The following is a 19,242-nucleotide window of genomic DNA, read 5'->3' on the forward strand; positions in this document are numbered from 1 at the left end:
AAAGCGCGATAGGGGGATCAGCGCGCCATGGCCGACCATGCCGTTTCGGACGACCCGCAGGTCCAGGCCCAGCTTGACCGGCTCTGGTCGCTGTCCCCCGGCGCCGACATATTGGGACTGGAGCGGATCACCCGGCTGCTGGAGCGGCTGGATGATCCGCACCATCGCCTGCCGCCGGTCTTCCATGTCGCCGGCACCAACGGCAAGGGGTCGACCTGCGCCTTCCTGCGCGCCGCGCTGGAGGCGGACGGCAAGACCGTCCATGTCTTCACCTCGCCCCATCTGGTCCGCTTCAACGAACGCATCCGCATCGCCGGCAAGCTGATCGACGATGCCATGCTCGCCGCCTATCTCGCCCGCGTGCTGGACGTGGCCGAAGGGATCGGCGCCAGCTTCTTCGAGGTGACGACCGCCGCCGCCTTCCTCGCCTTTGCCGAACATGATGCCGACGCCTGCATCATCGAGGTCGGCCTTGGCGGGCGGCTCGACGCCACCAACGTCATCGTCGATCCGGTCGTCTGCGGCATCGCCCAGCTCGGCATCGATCATCAGGCCTTCCTGGGCGACACGCTGCCCGTCATCGCCGCGGAAAAGGCCGGCATCGCCAAGCCCGGCGCGGCGCTGGTGACCCAGCGTTATGACGCCGCCCTCGCCCCGGTGATGCAGGACGCCGCCGATCGCGCCGGCACCCTATGGCTCGCCATGGGTACCGCCTGGGACGCGGCCGTCTATCGCGACCGGGTCCATTATCGCGACGAACAGGGCCATGTCGACGTGCCGATGCCACGCCTGCCCGGCGCGCATCAGGTCCAGAATGTCGCCCTCGCCATCGCCATGCTCCGCCATCAGCAGGCCGTGCCGGTCAGCGAAGCAGCCCTGAAGGCCGCGCCGCTCTGGGCGCACTGGCCCGCCCGGCTGCAACGGCTGGAGCGCGGCCCGCTGCTCGCCGCCCTGCCCGACGCGGCGGAAGCCTGGCTTGACGGCGGCCATAATGAAGCCGCCGGCCAGGCGATCAGCGCCTTCTTCACCGCCGACCGGTTGCACAGCCGCCAGATCCAGCTCGTCATCGGCATGCTCGCCAACAAGGATATGGACGCCTATCTCGCGCCGTTCGGCGGCCGGATCGCCCATATCCATGCGCTGCCGGTGCCGGGGCATGACCATCATCCGCCCGAACGCTTCGCCGCCGTCGCCGCCCGCTGGGGCATAGGCTGCACCGCCCATGACGGTCCGCAAGCGGCGATCGCCGCCATCGCACAGGATGCCGCCCAGGCCCAGGATGCGGCACCGATCATCCTGATCGCCGGCTCGCTCTATATGGCCGGAGAGATTTTGCGGTTGAACGGACAATTGCCCGACTGATTTTGACTTGCGAATGCCTCGCAATAGCGTAGCTTGTGTGTCCCCGAGTCACATAAAGGCGCACCCGCATGGCATATGGAGAAAGCTACCCCGTCGAACTGCCCCGGCCCATTCCGGGCGGCTATGGCAATCGGCTGTTCCTGTTCGTCATGCGCCGCATGGCGACAGCGGGGGTCAATGATGCCCATGCCGCCAATGCGATGCTGGGCGCCTTCGGCAAAAGCTATCGCCGGCCCCTGGTACTGATGCGCGCGATGATGCTGGAACTGGCGCGCGCCGCCAGTCGCAAGATTTTGGTCGCGCCCTGTTGCTGCGCGCGGATGACGGCAGACGAGGCGGCGATCATGCAGGCGGTGGGCGATGCGCTGCGTGATCCGCATACCGCCTTCGACAATGTCTCGGGACTGCTGGGCAATGACGATGCGCTGGGCGCGCTCACCTGCCTGCAGGCGGTGGCGCAGGCGCATAGCGACCTTGGCCGGCCGCTGGACCTCTACGCCGCCTCTTAAGCCGCCGCCTTCCGCAACTCCGCCAGCCGCTCGCCGGCCCAGCGATACATGTCGGCCTGGGCGGCGCGCTGGGTGCGGTCGAGCCGCCTGGCCCGCTGCTCGACCTCCTCCAATATCTGCCGCGCGCGCAGCCGGTCACCCTGCTCCAGCAGGAAGGCCGCATAATGGCAGCGCGCCTCCTCGCCGGCATAGCGGCTCATCACATCCTCGAACAGCAGGCGCGCCTGCGCATCCTCACCGATATCGGCCAGCATCCGCGCCCGCAACAGCGCACGCCGATCCCATTCGCTGCCCCGGCCGACGTCGGGCACATCGTCCAGCTCCGCCAGTCCCTCGCGGCTGCGCCCCAGTTCGAACAGGGTCTGCGCCAGCTTGACCTGCGTCGTCGCATCCTGTCCCGGCCCCAGCGCCAGCCCCTTGCGATAGGCCGCCTCCGCCTCGGCAAAGCGGCCGAGGTCCAGCAGCGCATCGCCCAGCGCGATCCGGTTGGCGGCGGTCTCCGCTAGGTCCAGATCAGCCCGCGCCTTGCGCAGGCCGCGTTCGGGATCGACCTTGCCGACCACCTGGCTGCGCGCCGTGCGCAGATGGCGATTGCCCCAATAGGCCGGCAGCACTTCCAGCATCAGATAGGCAAAGCAGCCCGCCAGCGAGAAGAGGAAGATGAACAGCATCCAGATCTGGTTGCGGCCGCTGCGCACGACATCGACCGCACAGATGATCTGGATACAGATGGACGCGACGAGGAAGATCATGCGATACAAAAGTCCCGATTGTTCGACCTATTCGTCAACTCAGTCGTCCGTCGTGCTGGGCTGACGAACGCTGTCCACAACAAAACCCTTATGCCAGATCAGCCAGAGCAACAGCATGCCGGGCAATGCCGCGACGACCGTCGTCAGCCAGAACCCGACCCATCCCACATTCTCAGCGATGATCCCTGCCGGCGCAGCCAGCCAAGTGCGACCTACAGCAGCGAACGATGACAATAATGCGAATTGGGTTGCGGTATAGGCAAGACTGGAAAGGCCGGACAGATAGGTGACGAACACCGTCAAACCGATACCGCTCGTCACCTGCTCCGTTGCCACCGCTATGGTCAGCCACAAATTCGAATGACCGTGCATCGCAACGATGACGAACGTCAAATTGCTGAGCATCATCATCAGCCCCGATATGAACAGGGCGCGCCCCATGCCGAGCCATGCGATGAAAGGCGCGGCCAACGCCGTACCGACGATCAGGCCCCAGAAACCGACGACCTTGTTGATGGCGATAAACTCGGCATCGGTGAACCCAAGATCGACGATCATCGGGTTGAGCATGCCCTGCCCCATCGCATCACCTATTTTGTAGAGCAGCACGAACAGCAAGATCAGGACCGATCCCTTGCGCCCCAGAAACTCGATGAAGGGATTGAGCACGGTTTCCTTCAGCCATGCACCGAACCGCTTGCCGGCCATTTCGCCGTGGCGATCAACATAAGTGCCCGGCCCAGCCCAGAGCGCGCCCAGCGCGCCGGGCAGCACCAGCAAGGCGGTCAGACCATATGCAAGCGGCCAGCCAAGGCCGAGCCCAGTCTGCGGTGAATAGAGGAAGATCGTCCCGACCCCGGAGAAGAAGGCGCCAAGCCGATAACCGAACTGGTTCGTCGCCGTGCCATAAGGCATCTCTTCATCGCTCAATATCTCGATGCGATAGGCATCGATCACGATATCCTGTGTCGCCCCCAGGAAGGAGACGAGGATCGCGCAAAAGGCGAAATAGCCCAGATGATTGGCAGGATCGCTGCTCCCCAGCATCCAGATTGCGCCGAACAGCAGCAACTGAATGAAAAACAGCCAGGCGCGCCGCTGACCGAAAAGCCGCGTGAGGATCGGAAGCGGGAGCTTATCAACCAGCGGTGCCCAGAGCCATTTGAGCGTATAGGGTGTCGTCAGGCCGATAGCGAAACCGATCGTAGACTTCTGGATACCCACTTTGGATAGCCAATAGCCCATCGTGCCAAGCAGCAGCATAAGCGGAAACCCGCTCGATATGCCGATCAACAAGGCCACGAACGGCATTTTCCCGAAATAGGGACGCATGACATCCCGCCAGTTCCGTTTACCCTCGGCGATATCTGTCACACATATTCCCCGCGCCCGTTCATTACGGGCGCCACCATATGAGCAAATGCGGCAGAGGCAAGCGGCACGGCCGCCTGCCTGCCCCGGATCAGCCCGGCGTCAGGCGATCTCGGCGAACAGCTTCATGCCGCGCGGCTTGCGTGGTGGCGCGCGACCGGCCAGCACCGCATCGACCACCGCGATCGCCGCCAGCAGGTCGCGCGGGGCGAAGGGCTTGGCGAGACAGCCCACCGCCAGCGATCGCGCATCGGCCGGGCAGGCACCGGTGACGAACAGCACCGGCAATTGGCGCGCATGGGCATGACGCGCGACCTCTATGCCGCAGCGCCCACCGCGCAGATTGATGTCGGTGACGACCAGATCGACCGATCCCATATCGATCACGCGGGCGGCGTGGGTGTGGCTGTCGACGGTGGCGGCGATGCGATAGCCTGCCTGGGACAGGATATGCTCATGGTCGAAGGCGACGAGCGGTTCATCCTCCACCACCAGCACGCTGCGAATGGCGTTGCGCGGCGCACCTGCCCCGTCTCTCGCCCCGTCCCTGGCGGTGTCGTCCCCTCTGATTCGCCCGAAAAACATTTGCTGTCCTGCCCCGTTTCCGCCATGCAACCGACCAACGCCGCGCCCCGGCGCCGGGTTGCGCCCGGCCGGGGCTTTGCCGTTCACATGGACGGCGCTATGGCACCGTTCATCATATTGCACATGCCGCCCTGATATGGGGATGGCCACCCGTCACGAAAAGGAATGCATCAAGTGGAACCGCCAAAAAAATCTGGTCCGCCGCGCCGGTCGGGTCCGGGCGGTCCCAAGCGTCCCTCCGCCCCCGGATCGCGTGGCGGCGCCGATCGCGGCACTGGCCGTGGCCCCGCCCGATCGGACGCCCGATCGGACAGTCGCAACGAAGGTCGGTTTGACAGCCGCAGCGAAGGCCGTTCGAACCGCCCCGCCCCGCGTGGCGAACGCCCCGATCGCAATGGCCCCGGCGAGGCCCGTGGCAATCGCTTCGGCGAAGGTCGCGGCGCCCGCCCCGATCGCAGCGCTTCGGGCGAAGGCCGAACTGGTCGCTTTGCCGGAAACCGCGAAGAAGGCCGTGGCGACCGCCCGGCCCGTGGCGCGCGTCCCGATCGCAACGCTGCCGGCGAAGGTCGTGGCCGCTTCGGCGAAGCGCGCGGAGAACGCAGCGAGCGCCCGGCCCGTGGCCGTCCCGATCGCGCCGCCCAGCCGGATCGCGCCGAACGCCCCGCCCGCAGCGGTCGCCCGGTCGAAGGCCAGCGCCCCGAGCGCGCCGCCGCTGGAGATCGCCCCGCCCGCGCGCCCTTTGGCGATCGTGCCGCCCGTCCCGCTTTCGGTGACCGCCCGGCCCGCCCGCGCCCCGAAGGCCGCACGCCCGGCACATCCTATCCGCCGCGCCGCCCCGGCAGCAAGAAGCCGGCTGCCCCCCATGTCGCCAACCCGCACCCGGCCCGCGCCGCCGCGGAAAACAGCGGCAAGGGCGAACCCCAGCGCATCGCCAAGCTGCTCGCCCGCGCCGGCATCGCCTCGCGCCGCGAGATCGAGCGGATGATCGAGGAAGGCCGTATCGCCAGGGACGGTGTCACGATCGACACCCCCGCGACGCTGCTGACCTCGCTCCATGGCATCACCGTGGACGGCAATCCGGTCGCCGCGCCCGCGCCCGCGCGCCTGTTCCTGTTCCACAAGCCGACCGGCTTCCTCACTACCGAGCGCGACCCCGCCGGACGGCCGACCATCTACGACATCCTGCCCGACGACCTGCCGCGCCTGATGCCGATCGGCCGGCTCGACATGAATACCGAGGGGCTGTTGCTGCTCACCACCGATGGCGAGTTCAAGCGCGAGATGGAATTGCCCTCGACCGGCGTGCCGCGCACCTATCGCGCCCGCGCCTTTGGCGAGGTCAGCCAGCAGCAGCTGGAGGATCTGTTCGACGGCATCGAGATTGACGGCATCCAATATGGTCCGATCGAGGCCAATCTGGAACGGCGCACCGGCCGCAACCAGTGGATCGAAATGACCCTGACCGAAGGCAAGAACCGCGAAGTGCGCCGCGTGCTCGAACATTTCGAACTCAAGGTCAATCGCCTGATCCGCACCAGCTACGGTCCGTTCGAACTGGGCGAACTGGCCGGCGGCGCGGTCGAGGAAGTGCGCCAGCATGATCTGGTCGCCTTCCGCAGCAGCCTGAAGAAAGCACAGAAATGAGGATCATATCGGGCCAATGGCGCGGCCGTCCGCTGGTCGCGCCCAAGGGCGACGCCACCCGTCCCACCGGCGACCGCACCCGTGAGACGCTCTTTTCGATGCTGGCGAGCCGGCTGGGATCGTTCGAGGGCCTCGCCGTGGGCGACTTCTTCGCCGGCTCGGGCGCGCTGGGCTTTGAAGCCCTGTCGCGCGGCGCCGGCTCCTGCCTGTTCGTCGAGCAGGACAAGGCGGCGATCGACGCGATCCGCGCCAATGGCGACAAGCTCGGCCTGCGCCCCGACATCCGCCAGACCAGCGTGCTGTCGCTCGGCCCGACGAAGACGCCGCTCGACCTCATCTTCATGGACCCGCCCTATGACACCGGTGCGGGCCAGGTCGCACTCGACAAGCTGGCACGCCTGGGCTGGACCAGCCCGGCCACCTGGATCAGCATCGAAACCGACCGGCGCGAAGACGTGGCGGTCAAGGGCTTCATCGTCGACGCCGTGCGCGACGTCGGCAAGGCTCGCCTCACCCTGCTCCGCGCAGAGGACAGCGCGCCCACCGCGTAACCATCAGGCGAAATATCAGGCGGCCTCTGCGTAGGCCGCCTGCTCCTTGCCGATCAGGATATCGGCCAGGAAGCCATAGGCCTCCGCCCAGGCGGCCAGCACCTCATCGGTCGCCACTTCTTCGCCCAGCACTTCGCGGATCGCGGGCAGCAGGGCGGCCGCCACCTTGGGATAATGGTCCGGCTGCACGCCCGTATCGACATGGCGCTGCACCATGCGCGCAATCGCGCCGTCCAGCGCCTGCAACTTGTCGACATTCTCGGCAAAGCCCAGGATCGCCGCCGCCAGCCGGCGCGGCTGCTCGCCGCTGGCCTGCGCCGCCTGATCGAACATGTCCTTGATCGACGCATCCTCGAACAGCCGTGCATACATGCGGGTGGTGATCTCGACGCCATGACGGCGCAGCGCCGGGCCGGTCGCCTTCACGATGGCGATGGTTTCGGGGGACAGATTTTCGCGCATGACAGGCTCCTTATCGGGGACTCGATAAGGTTCATTTAATATGCATCTTTTAAGATGTAAATTGAATATATGTTTATGACGCTCTGCCCGCAGGATAGGAGGGCGCGATGCAATTGACCCGCCACACCGATTATGCGCTGCGCGTGCTGATCCATCTTGCCGCCGTGCCGGGCGGACGGGCGACGATCCCGGAGATTGCGGACGCCTATGGCCTGTCGCGCAATCATCTGATGAAGGTGGTGCATGGTCTGGGCCAGGGTGGCTTCATCCGCACCCAGCGCGGTCGGGGCGGCGGCTTCGCCCTTGCCGCCGATCCTGCCGATATCCGCATCGGCACAGTGGTGCGCCATAGCGAGCCGGACATGGCGATGGCCGATTGCGCGTCCTGCGCGATCCGCCCGGCCTGCGGCCTGTCAGGCATATTGGCCCAGGCGGTCGGCGCCTTCCTGACGGTGCTGGACGGCTATAGCCTGGCCGACGCGGCGCGTGACCGGGCTGGCCTTGCAGCGCTCATCGCCGCCCTGCCCGGCCCTGCCGCCGCCGATCCCAATCCGGATCTCAGCCCGGCCTGCGCATCCTCTTCTTCGCCTCGCCCGGATTGACGCAACCGTCCTGCACGCCCTTGCCGCAGACCGGATAGGCCTTCGCCTCGGTCGGCGGCGGCGTCATGTTGCCGCCCACCGTCACAGGATTGGCCGCCGTGCCCACCGGCGCGGCCGGATCGCGCGGCACGTCCGCCGGCGCCGGCACCATGCCCGTCTCGGCCGGCACCGCGCCGGTCGGCTGGGCCGCATTGGGATCCTGCTTCTGGGCCGGCGACGACATCGCCTGCGCCCCGGCCTGACCGGGCAGCGCCGCCATCGACAGGGCGGCAAAGCCGGCGATCATGATGATCTTCATCGGGTTCGTCCTTCTACTCCTTGCCCCGAGCAAGGGAGAAACCGGCCGCCCCGCCTCCCTGTTCCGCGTCAGCGACGAACCGTGCCGCCGCTGACGCCGACCGCACTCAGTCCGCCGGGTATCGATCGAACCGGGGCAGGTCATGCGCCGCCGCCATCCACGGCGCCGCCTCGGCATATTGGACATGCACCGCCGGCGGAAAGGCGCTCTGGTCGTCCAGCGTCGCGCTCTGGATGTCGATCATGCCGGGAAAGACCGTCGGGTTGGTGTAGAACAACCCGGTGCCACAGGTGCCGCAGAAATGGCGGGTCGCATTGTCCGACGACTGATAGGTGACCGGATCGCCCTCTATCGTCACCTTGTCATGCGGGAACAGCGCCCAGCCGACCATCGGCGCGCCCGCGCTCATCCGGCAATCGCTGCAATGGCAGAGCGCGCTGTAAACCGGCTCGCCCTCCGCCGCATAATGGATCGCCCCGCACTGGCACCGCCCCGTCACCATCATCTTGCTCCATTCGCATCTTGCGTGATTCCCTTTTTGTTCTCATAGATTGCGTCCCGCTGCAAGGCCATCCGCCCTTGCCCCCGCAACCACCCATCCCTAGTTGATCGCCCATGACCGTGCCTGCCCCCTCTCCCAACGATCCGCCCTATCTGAAGGGCCTCAACGAACCGCAGCGCGAAGCGGTGCTGACAACGGAGGGGCCGGTGCTGGTGCTGGCCGGCGCGGGCACGGGCAAGACCGCAGCGCTCACCGCCCGCCTCGCCCATCTGGTCGCGACCCAGCGCGCCTGGCCGTCGGAAATCCTGGCTGTCACCTTCACCAACAAGGCGGCACGGGAGATGCGCGAGCGCGTCGGCCGGATGATCGGCCCGGCGGTCGAGGGCATGCCCTGGCTCGGCACCTTCCACGCGATCGCCGCCAAGATGCTGCGCCGCCACGCCGAACTGGTCGGGCTCCAGTCCAATTTCACCATCCTCGACACCGACGACCAGTTGCGCCTGATGAAGCAGTTGATCCAGGCGGAGGGGATTGACGAGAAGCGCTGGCCCGCCCGCCAGCTCGCCGGCCTGATCGACCAGTGGAAGAACAAGGGCCTCACGCCGGAGGAAGTCGGCGCCGGCGAGGCGGAAGGCTATGCCCATGGCAAGGGTCAGAAGCTCTATGCCGCCTATCAGGCCCGCCTGCGTGAAGTGAATGCGTGTGATTTCGGTGACTTGCTGCTACATTCTCTCACCATCTTGAAGCGCCACCGCGACGTGCTGGAGCAATATCAGCAACGCTTCAAATATATCATGGTGGACGAATATCAGGACACCAACTCCAGCCAGTATCTCTGGCTCCGCCTGCTCGCCCAGACCCGCAAGAATATCTGCTGCGTCGGTGACGACGATCAGTCCATCTATTCATGGCGTGGCGCAGAAGTTGCCAATATCCTACGGTTTGAAAAGGATTTTCCGGGTGCTGTGATCGTTCGCCTGGAACAGAATTACCGCTCCACCCCGCATATCCTGGGCGCCGCCTCCGGGGTGATTGCGGAAAATGGCAATCGCCTGGGCAAGACCCTGTGGACCGACATCGACGTTGGCGAGAAGGTGCGCGTGCTCGGCGTGTGGGACGGGCCGGAGGAAGCCCGCCGCGTCGGCGACGAGATCGAGGCGATCGCTCGCGCCGGCGGTTCGCTGGACGAGGTCGCGATCCTTGTCCGCGCCCAGCACCAGACCCGCGAATTCGAAGACCGCTTCATCCAGATCGGCCTGCCCTATCGCATCGTCGGCGGCTTCCGCTTCTATGAGCGCGCCGAAATCCGCGACGCGCTCGCCTATCTGCGCCTCGTCAACCAGCCGGCCGACGACCTGGCCTTCGAACGCATCGTCAACGTGCCGAAGCGCGGCCTGGGCGACAAGGCGGTCGAGAAGCTGCATCGGCTGGCGCGCGCGGAGGGCGTTCCCCTAGCCCTCGCCGCTGCCCGCATCCTCGACACCGACGAACTGACGCCCCAGGCGCGCCGTTCGCTCGGCGCCTTCATCGGCGACCTCGCCCGCTGGCGCGATCGCGCCGCACAACTGCCCCATGCCGAACTGGCGCGCCAGATCCTGGACGAAAGCGGCTATACCGCCACGCTCCAGGCCGAACGCTCCACCGAAAGCGCCGGCCGCCTCGAAAATCTGAGCGAACTCACCCGCGCGATGGAGGAATATGAGACGCTGGGCGCCTTCCTCGAACATGTCAGCCTGGTCATGGACAATGAGGCGCAGCAGGACGAGCAGAAGCTCACCATCATGACCATCCACGCCGCCAAGGGGCTGGAATTCGACAATGTCTTCCTCGCCGGCTGGGAGGAAGGCATCTTCCCCTCGCAGCGCGCGCTGGACGAAGGCGGGCTCAACAGCCTGGAGGAGGAACGGCGCCTCGCCTATGTGGCGATCACGCGCGCGCGCAAGCGCTGCACCATCCTCCACGCCGCCAATCGCCGCATCTATGGCCAGTGGACCAGTAGCATCCCCTCCCGCTTCGTCGGCGAATTGCCACCCGAACATGTGGATGAGGAAAGCAGCATGTCCGGCGGCGCCTCGCTCTGGCGCGCCAACTGGTCCGAACGGGACGATCCCTTCGCCAATGTCGCGCGCGGCTCGTCGCGCGGCCCCGGCTGGCAGCGCGCCCAGACCAGCGGCCAGTTCAGCCGCGAACCCGTGCGAATCGTCGAAGCCCGCACCTCCGCCGTGTCGCTCGGCAACAAGGGCCGCGACGATGTGGCCGTCGGCCAGCGCGTCTTCCACCAGAAATTCGGCTATGGCGCGATCGCCGCGATTGAGGGCAACAAGCTGGAAATCGACTTCGAAACCGCCGGCCGCAAGCGGGTGATGGACAGCTTCGTCACGCTGGCCTGAGCGGCGTTGCCCCGTCCTCATTCGCAAAAGCAGGAATGGCCTAAGAGGGTGGCTTACGGCCATTCCTCCCCGGCACAGGGAGGGGGACCGCTCGCGCAGCGAGTGGTGGAGGGGCACAGGCCGGATAGCGCAGCGTTAATAGGCTCCTGCCCCTCCGTCAGGCGCTCCGCGCCTGCCACCTCCCCGTGCCGGGGAGGAATGACTGCGATTGGTCATCAGCCGTCAGAACCCGACATCGCCATTGCAAGCGTAGTGAAATTTGCCACCAACCGACACCGCAGCCAGCCCGACCGAATCCGAAGGCCATCAACGCAATCCGATGGGTTGCGTGTGCATGATGCCATGTGAAGAAAAATGGTGGAGCCTAGCGGGATCGAACCGCTGACCTCCTGCATGCCATGCAGGCGCTCTCCCAGCTGAGCTAAGGCCCCATCCTGATACGGCGCGAACCGCGTCCCGATGGATCAGACAATGTCCGGCAAAAGCCGTCGGCCGAAAAATTGGTGGAGCCTAGCGGGATCGAACCGCTGACCTCCTGCATGCCATGCAGGCGCTCTCCCAGCTGAGCTAAGGCCCCATCCTGATACGGCGCGAACCGCGTCCCGATGGATCAAACCATGTCCGGCACAAGCCGTCGGCCGAAAAAATTGGTGGAGCCTAGCGGGATCGAACCGCTGACCTCCTGCATGCCATGCAGGCGCTCTCCCAGCTGAGCTAAGGCCCCGTACCATCTTGAGGCGCCGTTGGGTCCGGCGCCTCGGAGGTCGCTGCCTCTAGGATCAGGCGATCCCGTTGGCAAGCAGAATTTTCACTTAATTGTCGTCGTCGCCGTCATCGTTGCCGGCATCGACGCCCAGGTCGTCATCGCCGCCCAGATCGACGTCATTATCCGGCGAATCGCCGTCATCATCGACGTCCAGATCGATGTCCAGATCATCGTCCGCCGTCTCCAGCTCGCCATCGGCCGTTTCCACGACCTTCTTGGGCGCGGCCTCTTCATAGGGCAGCGGCTGCTTCGACTTCAGCACCGGTTCGGGCTCCCAGGCGGCGCCGCAGTTGATGCAGGTCACCGGGTCGTCCTTGCCCAGGTCATAGAAGCGAGTCGCGCATTTCGGGCAGGTCCGCTTCGTGCCCCATTCAGCCTTCACCATGTCCGGCCTGTTCCTTCTTCGATGCTCAAACAGAAATCACGCGGCACGACGGAAGTCGGCCACGAAACGTCGGGCGCCTTGCCATAGCGAAACCGCGCTGTCAAAAGCCGGGCGCATTTTTTCGGTTCCAAGATGATGGATACCCCGTGACCAGCCTTAATGACCAACCCAGCCCGATGACCTTCACCGCCGCCCCTGCCCTGTCCGGCAGCGTCGCGGTTCCGGGCGACAAGAGCATTTCCCACCGTTCGCTGATGCTGTCCGCCCTGGCCGTGGGCGAAAGCCGGGTCGAAGGCCTGCTGGAGGGCGAGGATGTGCTGGCCACCGCGGCCGCGATGCGCGCGATGGGCGCCGACATCCGCCGTGACGATGACGGCATCTGGCATATTCATGGCGTCGGCGTCGGCGGCCTGCTCCAGCCGCAGGAAGCGCTCGACATGGGCAATAGCGGCACCTCGACCCGCCTGCTGATGGGCCTGGTCGCCAGCCATGGCATCACCGCGACATTCGTGGGCGACGCGTCCCTCAGCAAGCGCCCGATGGCGCGTGTCACCGAGCCGCTCTCCCGCGTCGGCGCCAGCTTCACCACCAGTCCCGGTGATCGCTTGCCGCTGACCATGACCGGTGTCTGCCCGGCCGTGCCACTCGACTACACCCTGCCGGTCGCCTCGGCCCAGGTGAAGTCGGCGATCCTGCTCGCCGGCCTCAACACCCCCGGCATCACCCGCGTGGTCGAACCGATCCCGACCCGCGACCATAGCGAACGCATGCTCAGGGGCTTCGGCGCCGACCTTGAGGTCGAGGTCCAGGCCGACGGCACCCGGATCATCACGCTCAAGGGCGAGGCCGAGCTCAAGCCGCAGAATATCGTCGTGCCCGGCGACCCCTCGTCGGCCGCCTTCCCGATGGTCGCGGCGCTGCTGGTGCCGGGATCGCAGGTGACGATCGCCAATGTCGGCCTCAATGCCACTCGTGCCGGCCTGATCGACCTGCTGCGCGAGATGGGCGGGTCGATCGAGATCATCAATGCCCGCGAAGTCGGCGGCGAGCCGGTCGGCGACCTCATCGTCACAGCCTCGGCCCTCAACGGCGTCGAGCCCGATCCGGCCCGCGCGCCCAGCATGATCGACGAATATCCGGTCGCCTTCGTCGCGGCAGCCTTCGCGCATGGCCGCAGCATCTTCCGCGGCCTCGACGAACTGCGCGTCAAGGAATCGGACCGCATCGCCACCATGGCCACTGGCCTGCGCGCGATCGGCGTCACGGTCGAGGAACTGGAGGACGGCATCATCATCGAAGGCAGCGGCGGCCAGCCCCTGCCCGGCGGCGGCCCGATCGCCACCAGGCTCGACCACCGCATCGCCATGAGCTTCGCGGTCGCCGGCCTGGTTTCGCGCGATGGCGTCACCATCGACGACATGCGCCCGGTCGCGACCAGCTTCCCGACCTTCACCACCCTGCTCCAGACGCTGGGAGCCATCGCATGATCATCGCCGTCGACGGCCCCGCCGCCTCGGGCAAGGGCACGATCGCCAAGGCGCTGGGGCGCCATTATGGCCTGCCGGTGCTCGACACCGGCCTGCTCTATCGCGCGGTCGGCCTGTCCGTGCTGAAAAATGGCGGCGACCCGGATCATCAGGTCGACGCGCTGGCCGCCTGCGGCTTTGACGACGTCATCCTCGCCGATCAGGCACTGCGCAGCGAAGCGGTCGGCAGCCTCGCCTCGCGCGTGTCGGTACATCAGAGCGTGCGCGACGCGCTGGTCCAGCGCCAGCGCGACTTCGCCACCCAGCCGGGCGGTGCCATCCTCGACGGGCGCGACATCGGCACCGTCATCGCGCCGGACGCCGATGCCAAGATCTTCGTAACCGCCAGCGTCCATGTCCGCGCCGAACGCCGCTTCAAGGATGCCCAGGCCCATGGCGGCGCGCCCGACATGGACAGCCTGATCGCCGACATCCAGGCCCGCGACACCCGCGATATGAGCCGCGACCATGCCCCGCTCAAGATCGCCGACGGCGCCGACTTGCTAGATACCAGCAATTTGACTATAGACGCCGCCGTCCAGCGGGCCATCGCGCTTGTGGACGCCCAGCTTGAAGGTCGCCCGTAGGCGTGCGACCCGATAAGGCGCGCGGAAATTCCGGGCGCCCTTTTCGCTTTTCCAGGCTTGGCGTTCCAACGCCCAACCCCTTGGATACGCAGGCGGTATTCGGCCGCATGCGTGGTTTGGCCAAAGACCATCGGACACAACCGATTGGCCAGCAATGATGAGTGAAGGACCAACCATGGCCTCTACGGCATTCCCCTCGCGCGACGATTTCGCCGCGCTTCTCAATGATTCTCTCGGTGGCGAAGACGGCGGCTTTGAAGGCCGCGTCGTAAAGGGCACCGTCACCGGCATCGAAAACGACATGGCGCTGATCGACGTCGGCCTGAAGTCGGAAGGCCGCGTGCCGCTGCGCGAATTCGCCGCTCCCGGCCAGAAGGCTGACCTCAAGGTCGGCGACGAAGTCGAAGTCTATGTCGACCGCGTCGAAAACGCCCATGGCGAAGCCATGCTGTCGCGCGACCGCGCCCGCCGCGAAGCCGCCTGGGACAAGCTCGAAGCCGAGTTCACCGAAAGCGCCCGCGTCGAAGGCGTCATCTTCGGCCGCGTCAAGGGTGGCTTCACCGTCGACCTCGACGGCGCCGTCGCCTTCCTGCCCGGCTCGCAGGTCGACATCCGCCCGGTTCGCGACGTCACCCCGCTCATGGACATCCCGCAGCCCTTCCAGATCCTCAAGATGGATCGCCGTCGTGGCAACATCGTCGTGTCGCGTCGCGCCATCCTGGAAGAAACCCGCGCCGAACAGCGCTCGGGCCTGATCCAGACCCTGGCCGAAGGCCAGATCATCGAAGGCGTCGTCAAGAACATCACCGACTATGGTGCGTTCGTTGACCTCGGCGGCATCGATGGCCTGCTGCACGTCACCGACCTGTCGTACAAGCGCATCAACCACCCGAACGAGATGATCAACATCGGCGACACCGTCCGTGTCCAGATCATCCGCATCAACCGCGAAACCCAGCGCATCAGCCTCGGCATGAAGCAGCTGGAAAATGATCCGTGGGAAGGCGCCGCCGCCAAGTATCCGGTCGGTGCGAAGCTGTCGGGCCGCGTCACGAACATCACCGAATATGGTGCGTTCGTCGAACTGGAGCCGGGCATCGAAGGCCTGGTCCATGTTTCGGAAATGTCCTGGACCAAGAAGAACGTCCACCCCGGCAAGATCGTTTCGACGAGCCAGGAAGTGGAAGTCATCGTTCTCGAAGTCGATCCCGAGAAGCGCCGCATCTCGCTCGGCCTCAAGCAGGCCCAGTCGAACCCGTGGGATTCGTTCGCAGAACGTCACCCGATCGGCTCGACCGTCGAAGGCGAAGTCAAGAACGCGACCGAATTCGGCCTGTTCATCGGCCTGGACGGCGACGTCGACGGCATGGTCCACATGTCGGACATCGCCTGGGGCATCTCGGGCGAAGACGCGCTGGCGCTGCACCGCAAGGGCGAGACGGTTCAGGCCGTCGTTCTCGACATCGACGTCGAGAAGGAGCGCATCAGCCTCGGCATGAAGCAGCTTGAGCGTGGCGGCCCGGCCGCTGGCGGCACCACCGCCGCTGCTGCTGGCCTCAACAAGAACGCGATCGTCACCGTGACCGTTCTGGAAGTTCGCGACGGCGGCCTGGAAGTCCAGGCTGGCGAAGATGGCGCCACCGGCTTCATCAAGCGCAGCGACCTGGGCCGCGACCGCGACGAACAGCGTTCGGAACGCTTCCAGATCGGTCAGAAGTTCGACGCCATGGTGACCGGTTTCGACCGCGCCAAGAAGCCGACCTTCTCGGTCAAGGCGATGCAGATTGCCGAAGAAAAGCAGGCTGTTGCACAGTATGGCTCGTCGGACAGCGGCGCGTCGCTGGGCGACATCCTGGGCGAAGCGCTCAAGGCCAAGAACGAAGGCTAATCCCTTCCTTCCTGCCAACAGGCAAAGAAAAGCCCGCCGGAACCCATGTTCCGGCGGGCTTTTTCATGCCCGCCCGCCACTTCCTTGCCCTATCGAAACGATTTCGTTGCTCCCCGATTGTCAACAGCTTTCCAATTGTTTATAAATGTCGGCAGGGGAAATTAGGGGTGCTGGAGGAACTATGATCCGTTCTGAACTGATCCAGAAACTCGGCGAAGAAAATCCGGGCCTCAGCCTGCAGGAAGTGGAAAGGATCGTCGATCTTTTCTTCCGCGAGATTGTCGATCGCCTGTCGAGTGGCGGCCGGGTCGAACTGCGCGGTTTCGGCGCCTTCACCACTCGCGCACGCGATGCCCGCACCGGCCGCAATCCCCGCACCGGCGAACAGGTGCCGGTCTCGGCCAAGCGTGTGCCCTATTTCAAGCCGGGCAAGGAAATGCGCGAACGGCTGAACGGCAAGGCCGCCGACTGATCAGCCCCTTGACCTGCCGCGCCTGAGCCTTCAGGGGAAGGCGCAGCGCGGACGTGGCGAAATCGGTAGACGCAGCGGACTTAAAATCCGCCTCCCCCTGGGAATATGGGTTCAAGTCCCATCGTCCGCACCAGGCGGCTTTTCTCGACAATTAGAAATCAGCGCTGATCAGCGCCAGGCGATCAAGCGCCAGCATTTCCCGGCGGGTCGGATGTTCGGGATCGTCGGCGCCCAGCCACAGCCTGACCAGTTGCCCCTCTTCCATCCGCGCCAGTTCGGACGCAATCTCGACATCGGCGGTGGGGCTCATGCTGCGGCCGCATCCGCGGGCATTGATCTGCGCCGCAAGGGCGGCATTCTTGCCGGCCAGGGCCTGCTCGACCCTTGCCCAGATCAGGATATCCCCGGCGCTGATCGGCGCATCTTGCAGCGGCGCAGCCATCATTCCCATCACCATTCGTCCATAGCAAAACCGACCGCCCTTCTAGCGCCGCCGATTTTGCACCGGGATGTCCGGAAAATTACAGGCCGGTAACGCAAATGTCACATCGCCCCGCACCCATCAGAGCCCGCCTGTGCCGGCGATTTGCCCGGAATTCTTTTGGCAAAAGGCTGGCATTTCCGTGCGTCACCCGCAATGATGCCTCATGACCGATGCAATCAATCCCCAGAGCTTCAGCGACTCCCTCGTCATCCTGGGCGCAGCCGGATTGGTCATTCCTGGTTTCGCCCGCTTCCGCATCAGTCCCGTCATCGGTTTCATCCTGGTGGGACTTGCCGTCGGCCCGGCAGGACTTGGCTCGCTGGTCGGCCAATATCCCTGGCTCTATCATATCACCATCTCCAACCGGGCAGCGATTGAGCCATTTGCCGAACTGGGCGTCATATTATTGCTCTTCTCCATCGGTCTGGAACTGAGCTTCCGGCGATTGTGGAGTATGCGCGCGCAGGTGTTCGGCGTCGGCGCGACCGAATTGCTGGGCAGCGCCGCGCTCATTGCCATGGGCCTCTATCTATTGGGACAGCCGACCGCCGGCGCGATCGGCCTCGGCCTTGCCCTCGCCCTGTCTTCCACCGCCGTGGTGCTGCCGATGGTCGGCACCCAGAGCGCGGTCGGCCGCTCCGCCTTCTCGATGCTGCTGTTCGAGGATCTGGCACTGGTGCCGATCATCTTCATGCTCGGCGCGCTGGCGCCATCGGTCGCGACCAGCCCGGACGCCGCCTGGAACGAACTGGCGACCACCCTGCTCAAGGGCGGCCTCACCATCGCGGTGATGCTGGTCTTCGGCCGCATCTTCCTGCCCCATATCTTCCGTCAGGCGGCGCGCACCAAGAGCCCGGAAGTCTTCCTCGCCGCCAGCCTGTTGGTCGTCATCCTCTCCAGCCTCGCCACCTCGATCGCCGGCCTGTCGCCGATCGTCGGCGCCCTGCTCGCAGGCCTGCTGATCGCGGAGACCGACTATCATGGCGAGGTCGAGGTGATGACCGCGCCGTTCAAGGGGCTGGCCCTCGGCGTCTTCCTCATCACCGTGGGCATGAGCCTCGACCTGCGCGTCATCCTCGCCAACTGGCCCAGCCTGCTGCTCGCCGTGCTGGGCGTCGTCGTCGCCAAGACATTGGTGACCGGCCTGCTTCTCTATTTCTCGGGCGTGCGCAAGGGCGTCGCGCTGGAAGTCGGCGTGCTGATGTCCAGCCCGTCGGAAACCACGCTGATCGTGCTGTCGGCGGCGGCGGCGGCCAAGCTGATCCTGCCCTCCACCGCCGCCTTCTGGCAGATCGTCACCGCCATCGGCCTCACCATCACGCCGCTGCTCGCGCGCTTCGGCCATGACATCGCCCAGCGGCTGGAAAATGCCATTGGCGAGGAACGGGTCGAGACCGAACCGGACCAGACCGAGGCAGCGGCCGTCGTCATCGGTTTCGGCCGCGTCGGCCAGATGGTCTGCGACCTGCTCAAGACCCATGGCCAGCGCTTCATCGTCGTCGAATCCGATCCCGATGTCGTCGCCGAGGCCCGACGCCTGGGCTATCCGATACTCTTCGGCGACGTCGCGCGAGCGGAAATGCTCGACCGCCTGCGCCTTGGCCATGCCCGCGCGCTCATCCTGACGATGGACGATCCGGTCCTGTCGGTGCGTGTCACCAAGCGGGTGCGTGGCTGGGTGCCCGACCTGCCAATCATCGCCCGCGCCCGCGACGCCGATCATGCCGCGCAACTCTACAAGGCCGGGGCCAGCGACGCCGTGCCCGAAACGCTCGAAAGCTCGCTGCAACTGGCCGAAACCGCGCTGGTCGACCTCGGCGTCGCCATGGGACCGGTGATCGCCTCAATCCATCAGGCGCGCGAGGATCTGCGCGTCGGTATCAAGGAAGCCGCCCAGCTCCAGTCCGCCCCCCGCCTGCGCCGCCTGCGCCAGGACGAAGTGCCCTGAGGCGCTAGGGCTTTCCTATTTCGCCTGTCTCTGTTCTATCCTTGCCGATGGAACGCACGCACCACATCGCGGCTGATCGGCAGTGACTGTTGCGGCGCTGTCGCCTGGCTGTCGCTTCCCTGTCGCGTCGAAGGCGCGTGGCCGTGACCCGATTGTTA

Annotated in this window: 19 protein-coding genes and 4 tRNA genes; 12 read left to right on the forward strand and 11 right to left on the reverse strand. The window is 65.8% G+C overall.

Translation table 11 applies throughout. From position 1 onward, the window contains the following. The first annotated feature begins 27 nt into the window (after positions 1 to 27). Together ACI6S0_RS10640 and ACI6S0_RS10645 are read left to right on the forward strand one after the other, a co-directional pair. Entirely contained in the window at positions 28 to 1,362 is a 1,335-nt protein-coding gene (locus ACI6S0_RS10640; RefSeq protein WP_434405780.1) for a bifunctional folylpolyglutamate synthase/dihydrofolate synthase, read from the forward strand. A 68-nt stretch (positions 1,363 to 1,430) separates the two neighbouring features. Further along, entirely contained in the window at positions 1,431 to 1,871 is a 441-nt protein-coding gene (locus tag ACI6S0_RS10645) for a DUF6628 family protein (RefSeq protein ID WP_069338132.1), read from the forward strand. Here the strand turns inward: ACI6S0_RS10645 and ACI6S0_RS10650 are convergent. The 3 genes from ACI6S0_RS10650 to ACI6S0_RS10660 all read right to left on the reverse strand — a co-directional run bounded on the left by ACI6S0_RS10650 (position 1,868) and on the right by ACI6S0_RS10660 (position 4,579). Then, positions 1,868 to 2,623, reverse strand: a complete 756-nt coding sequence (locus tag ACI6S0_RS10650) for a tetratricopeptide repeat protein (RefSeq protein WP_434405781.1) — start codon at positions 2,621 to 2,623, stop codon at positions 1,868 to 1,870. The two genes, ACI6S0_RS10645 and ACI6S0_RS10650, sit on opposite strands and share 4 nt — an antisense overlap. A 39-nt stretch (positions 2,624 to 2,662) precedes the next feature. After that, positions 2,663 to 3,997, reverse strand: coding sequence for an AmpG family muropeptide MFS transporter (locus ACI6S0_RS10655; protein WP_037513151.1), 1,335 nt, complete (start codon positions 3,995 to 3,997; stop codon positions 2,663 to 2,665). A 99-nt stretch (positions 3,998 to 4,096) separates the two neighbouring features. Then, positions 4,097 to 4,579, reverse strand: coding sequence for a response regulator (locus ACI6S0_RS10660; protein ID WP_004207663.1), 483 nt, complete (start codon positions 4,577 to 4,579; stop codon positions 4,097 to 4,099). Between the two features lie 174 nt (positions 4,580 to 4,753). On the opposite strand from ACI6S0_RS10660, the gene ACI6S0_RS10665 reads away from it, so the two are divergent. Together ACI6S0_RS10665 and rsmD are read left to right on the forward strand one after the other, a co-directional pair. Further along, positions 4,754 to 6,223 carry a pseudouridine synthase gene (locus tag ACI6S0_RS10665; RefSeq protein ID WP_434405782.1) on the forward strand — a complete coding sequence of 490 codons (1,470 nt, stop codon included), beginning with the start codon at positions 4,754 to 4,756 and terminating at the stop codon, positions 6,221 to 6,223. Continuing rightward, positions 6,220 to 6,774, forward strand: coding sequence for a 16S rRNA (guanine(966)-N(2))-methyltransferase RsmD (gene rsmD, locus ACI6S0_RS10670; protein ID WP_434405783.1), 555 nt, complete (start codon positions 6,220 to 6,222; stop codon positions 6,772 to 6,774). The genes ACI6S0_RS10665 and rsmD overlap by 4 nt, the downstream gene beginning before the upstream one ends. A 15-nt stretch (positions 6,775 to 6,789) precedes the next feature. Here the strand turns inward: rsmD and ACI6S0_RS10675 are convergent, their stop codons facing one another. Beyond that, positions 6,790 to 7,236, reverse strand: a complete 447-nt coding sequence (locus ACI6S0_RS10675; RefSeq protein ID WP_010336090.1) for a globin domain-containing protein — start codon at positions 7,234 to 7,236, stop codon at positions 6,790 to 6,792. Positions 7,237 to 7,343: 107 nt separating this feature from the next. On the opposite strand from ACI6S0_RS10675, the gene ACI6S0_RS10680 reads away from it, so the two are divergent. Further along, on the forward strand, positions 7,344 to 7,838 hold the full coding sequence (locus ACI6S0_RS10680; RefSeq protein WP_434405784.1) for an Rrf2 family transcriptional regulator: 495 nt from the start codon (positions 7,344 to 7,346) through the stop codon (positions 7,836 to 7,838). Here the strand turns inward: ACI6S0_RS10680 and ACI6S0_RS10685 are convergent. Beyond that, positions 7,795 to 8,136: a hypothetical protein gene (locus tag ACI6S0_RS10685; RefSeq protein WP_434405785.1), complete on the reverse strand. Its 342-nt coding sequence runs from the start codon at positions 8,134 to 8,136 to the stop codon at positions 7,795 to 7,797. The two genes, ACI6S0_RS10680 and ACI6S0_RS10685, sit on opposite strands and share 44 nt — an antisense overlap. Before the next feature lie 106 nt (positions 8,137 to 8,242). Beyond that, positions 8,243 to 8,638: a GFA family protein gene (locus ACI6S0_RS10690; protein ID WP_434405929.1), complete on the reverse strand. Its 396-nt coding sequence runs from the start codon at positions 8,636 to 8,638 to the stop codon at positions 8,243 to 8,245. A gap of 113 nt (positions 8,639 to 8,751) precedes the next feature. On the opposite strand from ACI6S0_RS10690, the gene ACI6S0_RS10695 reads away from it, so the two are divergent. Further along, positions 8,752 to 11,028 carry an ATP-dependent helicase gene (locus ACI6S0_RS10695; protein WP_434405786.1) on the forward strand — a complete coding sequence of 759 codons (2,277 nt, stop codon included), beginning with the start codon at positions 8,752 to 8,754 and terminating at the stop codon, positions 11,026 to 11,028. Positions 11,029 to 11,383: 355 nt separating this feature from the next. On the opposite strand, the gene ACI6S0_RS10700 is transcribed toward ACI6S0_RS10695, so the two are convergent. From ACI6S0_RS10700 to ACI6S0_RS10715, 4 genes are all read right to left on the reverse strand, one after another. Next, positions 11,384 to 11,459, reverse strand: a tRNA-Ala gene (locus tag ACI6S0_RS10700). 70 nt (positions 11,460 to 11,529) lie between these two features. Beyond that, positions 11,530 to 11,605 (reverse strand) — tRNA-Ala (locus tag ACI6S0_RS10705). Between the two features lie 71 nt (positions 11,606 to 11,676). Then, positions 11,677 to 11,752, reverse strand: a tRNA-Ala gene (locus tag ACI6S0_RS10710). 88 nt (positions 11,753 to 11,840) lie between these two features. Beyond that, complete coding sequence (locus ACI6S0_RS10715; protein WP_004207671.1) at positions 11,841 to 12,179, reverse strand: TIGR02300 family protein; 339 nt, start codon at positions 12,177 to 12,179, stop codon at positions 11,841 to 11,843. A 176-nt stretch (positions 12,180 to 12,355) separates the two neighbouring features. On the opposite strand from ACI6S0_RS10715, the gene aroA reads away from it, so the two are divergent. From aroA to ACI6S0_RS10740, 5 genes are all read left to right on the forward strand, one after another. Beyond that, positions 12,356 to 13,666 carry a 3-phosphoshikimate 1-carboxyvinyltransferase gene (aroA, locus tag ACI6S0_RS10720; protein WP_434405930.1) on the forward strand — a complete coding sequence of 437 codons (1,311 nt, stop codon included), beginning with the start codon at positions 12,356 to 12,358 and terminating at the stop codon, positions 13,664 to 13,666. Continuing rightward, the gene (cmk, locus tag ACI6S0_RS10725) at positions 13,663 to 14,292 is read left to right on the forward strand and encodes a (d)CMP kinase (protein ID WP_434405787.1); all 630 of its coding nucleotides are present in this window, start codon (positions 13,663 to 13,665) and stop codon (positions 14,290 to 14,292) included. Before aroA ends, cmk begins: the two co-directional genes overlap by 4 nt. A 175-nt stretch (positions 14,293 to 14,467) precedes the next feature. After that, on the forward strand, positions 14,468 to 16,180 hold the full coding sequence (gene rpsA / locus ACI6S0_RS10730) for a 30S ribosomal protein S1 (protein WP_004207674.1): 1,713 nt from the start codon (positions 14,468 to 14,470) through the stop codon (positions 16,178 to 16,180). Between the two features lie 181 nt (positions 16,181 to 16,361). After that, positions 16,362 to 16,652 (forward strand): integration host factor subunit beta, encoded by a 291-nt coding sequence (locus tag ACI6S0_RS10735; RefSeq protein ID WP_004207675.1) that lies wholly within the window; start codon positions 16,362 to 16,364, stop codon positions 16,650 to 16,652. 47 nt (positions 16,653 to 16,699) lie between these two features. Further along, a tRNA-Leu gene (locus ACI6S0_RS10740) sits at positions 16,700 to 16,785 on the forward strand. Between the two features lie 18 nt (positions 16,786 to 16,803). Here ACI6S0_RS10740 and ACI6S0_RS10745 read toward each other — a convergent pair. Beyond that, positions 16,804 to 17,103 carry a hypothetical protein gene (locus ACI6S0_RS10745; protein WP_004207676.1) on the reverse strand — a complete coding sequence of 100 codons (300 nt, stop codon included), beginning with the start codon at positions 17,101 to 17,103 and terminating at the stop codon, positions 16,804 to 16,806. Between the two features lie 196 nt (positions 17,104 to 17,299). On the opposite strand from ACI6S0_RS10745, the gene ACI6S0_RS10750 reads away from it, so the two are divergent. Continuing rightward, positions 17,300 to 19,084 carry a cation:proton antiporter domain-containing protein gene (locus ACI6S0_RS10750; protein ID WP_434405788.1) on the forward strand — a complete coding sequence of 595 codons (1,785 nt, stop codon included), beginning with the start codon at positions 17,300 to 17,302 and terminating at the stop codon, positions 19,082 to 19,084. The last annotated feature ends 158 nt before the right edge of the window (positions 19,085 to 19,242 follow it).

Origin of the sequence: Sphingobium sp. DN12 (assembly GCF_051058005.1) — a bacterium.
Taxonomy (GTDB): Bacteria; Pseudomonadota; Alphaproteobacteria; order Sphingomonadales; family Sphingomonadaceae; genus Sphingobium; species Sphingobium yanoikuyae.

What these genes read in the sequence shown, in the direction of transcription:
- ACI6S0_RS10640 (WP_434405780.1), top strand. Translation starts at nt 28, where the DNA reads ATGGCCGACCATGCCGTTTCGGACGACCCGCAGGTCCAGGCCCAGCTT.
- ACI6S0_RS10645 (WP_069338132.1), top strand. Translation starts at nt 1,431, where the DNA reads ATGGCATATGGAGAAAGCTACCCCGTCGAACTGCCCCGGCCCATTCCG.
- ACI6S0_RS10650 (WP_434405781.1), bottom strand. Translation starts at nt 2,623, where the DNA reads ATGATCTTCCTCGTCGCGTCCATCTGTATCCAGATCATCTGTGCGGTC.
- ACI6S0_RS10660 (WP_004207663.1), bottom strand. Translation starts at nt 4,579, where the DNA reads ATGTTTTTCGGGCGAATCAGAGGGGACGACACCGCCAGGGACGGGGCG.
- rsmD (WP_434405783.1), top strand. Translation starts at nt 6,220, where the DNA reads ATGAGGATCATATCGGGCCAATGGCGCGGCCGTCCGCTGGTCGCGCCC.
- ACI6S0_RS10675 (WP_010336090.1), bottom strand. Translation starts at nt 7,236, where the DNA reads ATGCGCGAAAATCTGTCCCCCGAAACCATCGCCATCGTGAAGGCGACC.
- ACI6S0_RS10680 (WP_434405784.1), top strand. Translation starts at nt 7,344, where the DNA reads ATGCAATTGACCCGCCACACCGATTATGCGCTGCGCGTGCTGATCCAT.
- ACI6S0_RS10685 (WP_434405785.1), bottom strand. Translation starts at nt 8,136, where the DNA reads ATGAAGATCATCATGATCGCCGGCTTTGCCGCCCTGTCGATGGCGGCG.
- ACI6S0_RS10690 (WP_434405929.1), bottom strand. Translation starts at nt 8,638, where the DNA reads ATGGTGACGGGGCGGTGCCAGTGCGGGGCGATCCATTATGCGGCGGAG.
- ACI6S0_RS10695 (WP_434405786.1), top strand. Translation starts at nt 8,752, where the DNA reads ATGACCGTGCCTGCCCCCTCTCCCAACGATCCGCCCTATCTGAAGGGC.
- ACI6S0_RS10715 (WP_004207671.1), bottom strand. Translation starts at nt 12,179, where the DNA reads ATGGTGAAGGCTGAATGGGGCACGAAGCGGACCTGCCCGAAATGCGCG.
- aroA (WP_434405930.1), top strand. Translation starts at nt 12,356, where the DNA reads ATGACCTTCACCGCCGCCCCTGCCCTGTCCGGCAGCGTCGCGGTTCCG.
- cmk (WP_434405787.1), top strand. Translation starts at nt 13,663, where the DNA reads ATGATCATCGCCGTCGACGGCCCCGCCGCCTCGGGCAAGGGCACGATC.
- rpsA (WP_004207674.1), top strand. Translation starts at nt 14,468, where the DNA reads ATGGCCTCTACGGCATTCCCCTCGCGCGACGATTTCGCCGCGCTTCTC.
- ACI6S0_RS10735 (WP_004207675.1), top strand. Translation starts at nt 16,362, where the DNA reads ATGATCCGTTCTGAACTGATCCAGAAACTCGGCGAAGAAAATCCGGGC.
- ACI6S0_RS10745 (WP_004207676.1), bottom strand. Translation starts at nt 17,103, where the DNA reads ATGGGAATGATGGCTGCGCCGCTGCAAGATGCGCCGATCAGCGCCGGG.
- ACI6S0_RS10750 (WP_434405788.1), top strand. Translation starts at nt 17,300, where the DNA reads ATGACCGATGCAATCAATCCCCAGAGCTTCAGCGACTCCCTCGTCATC.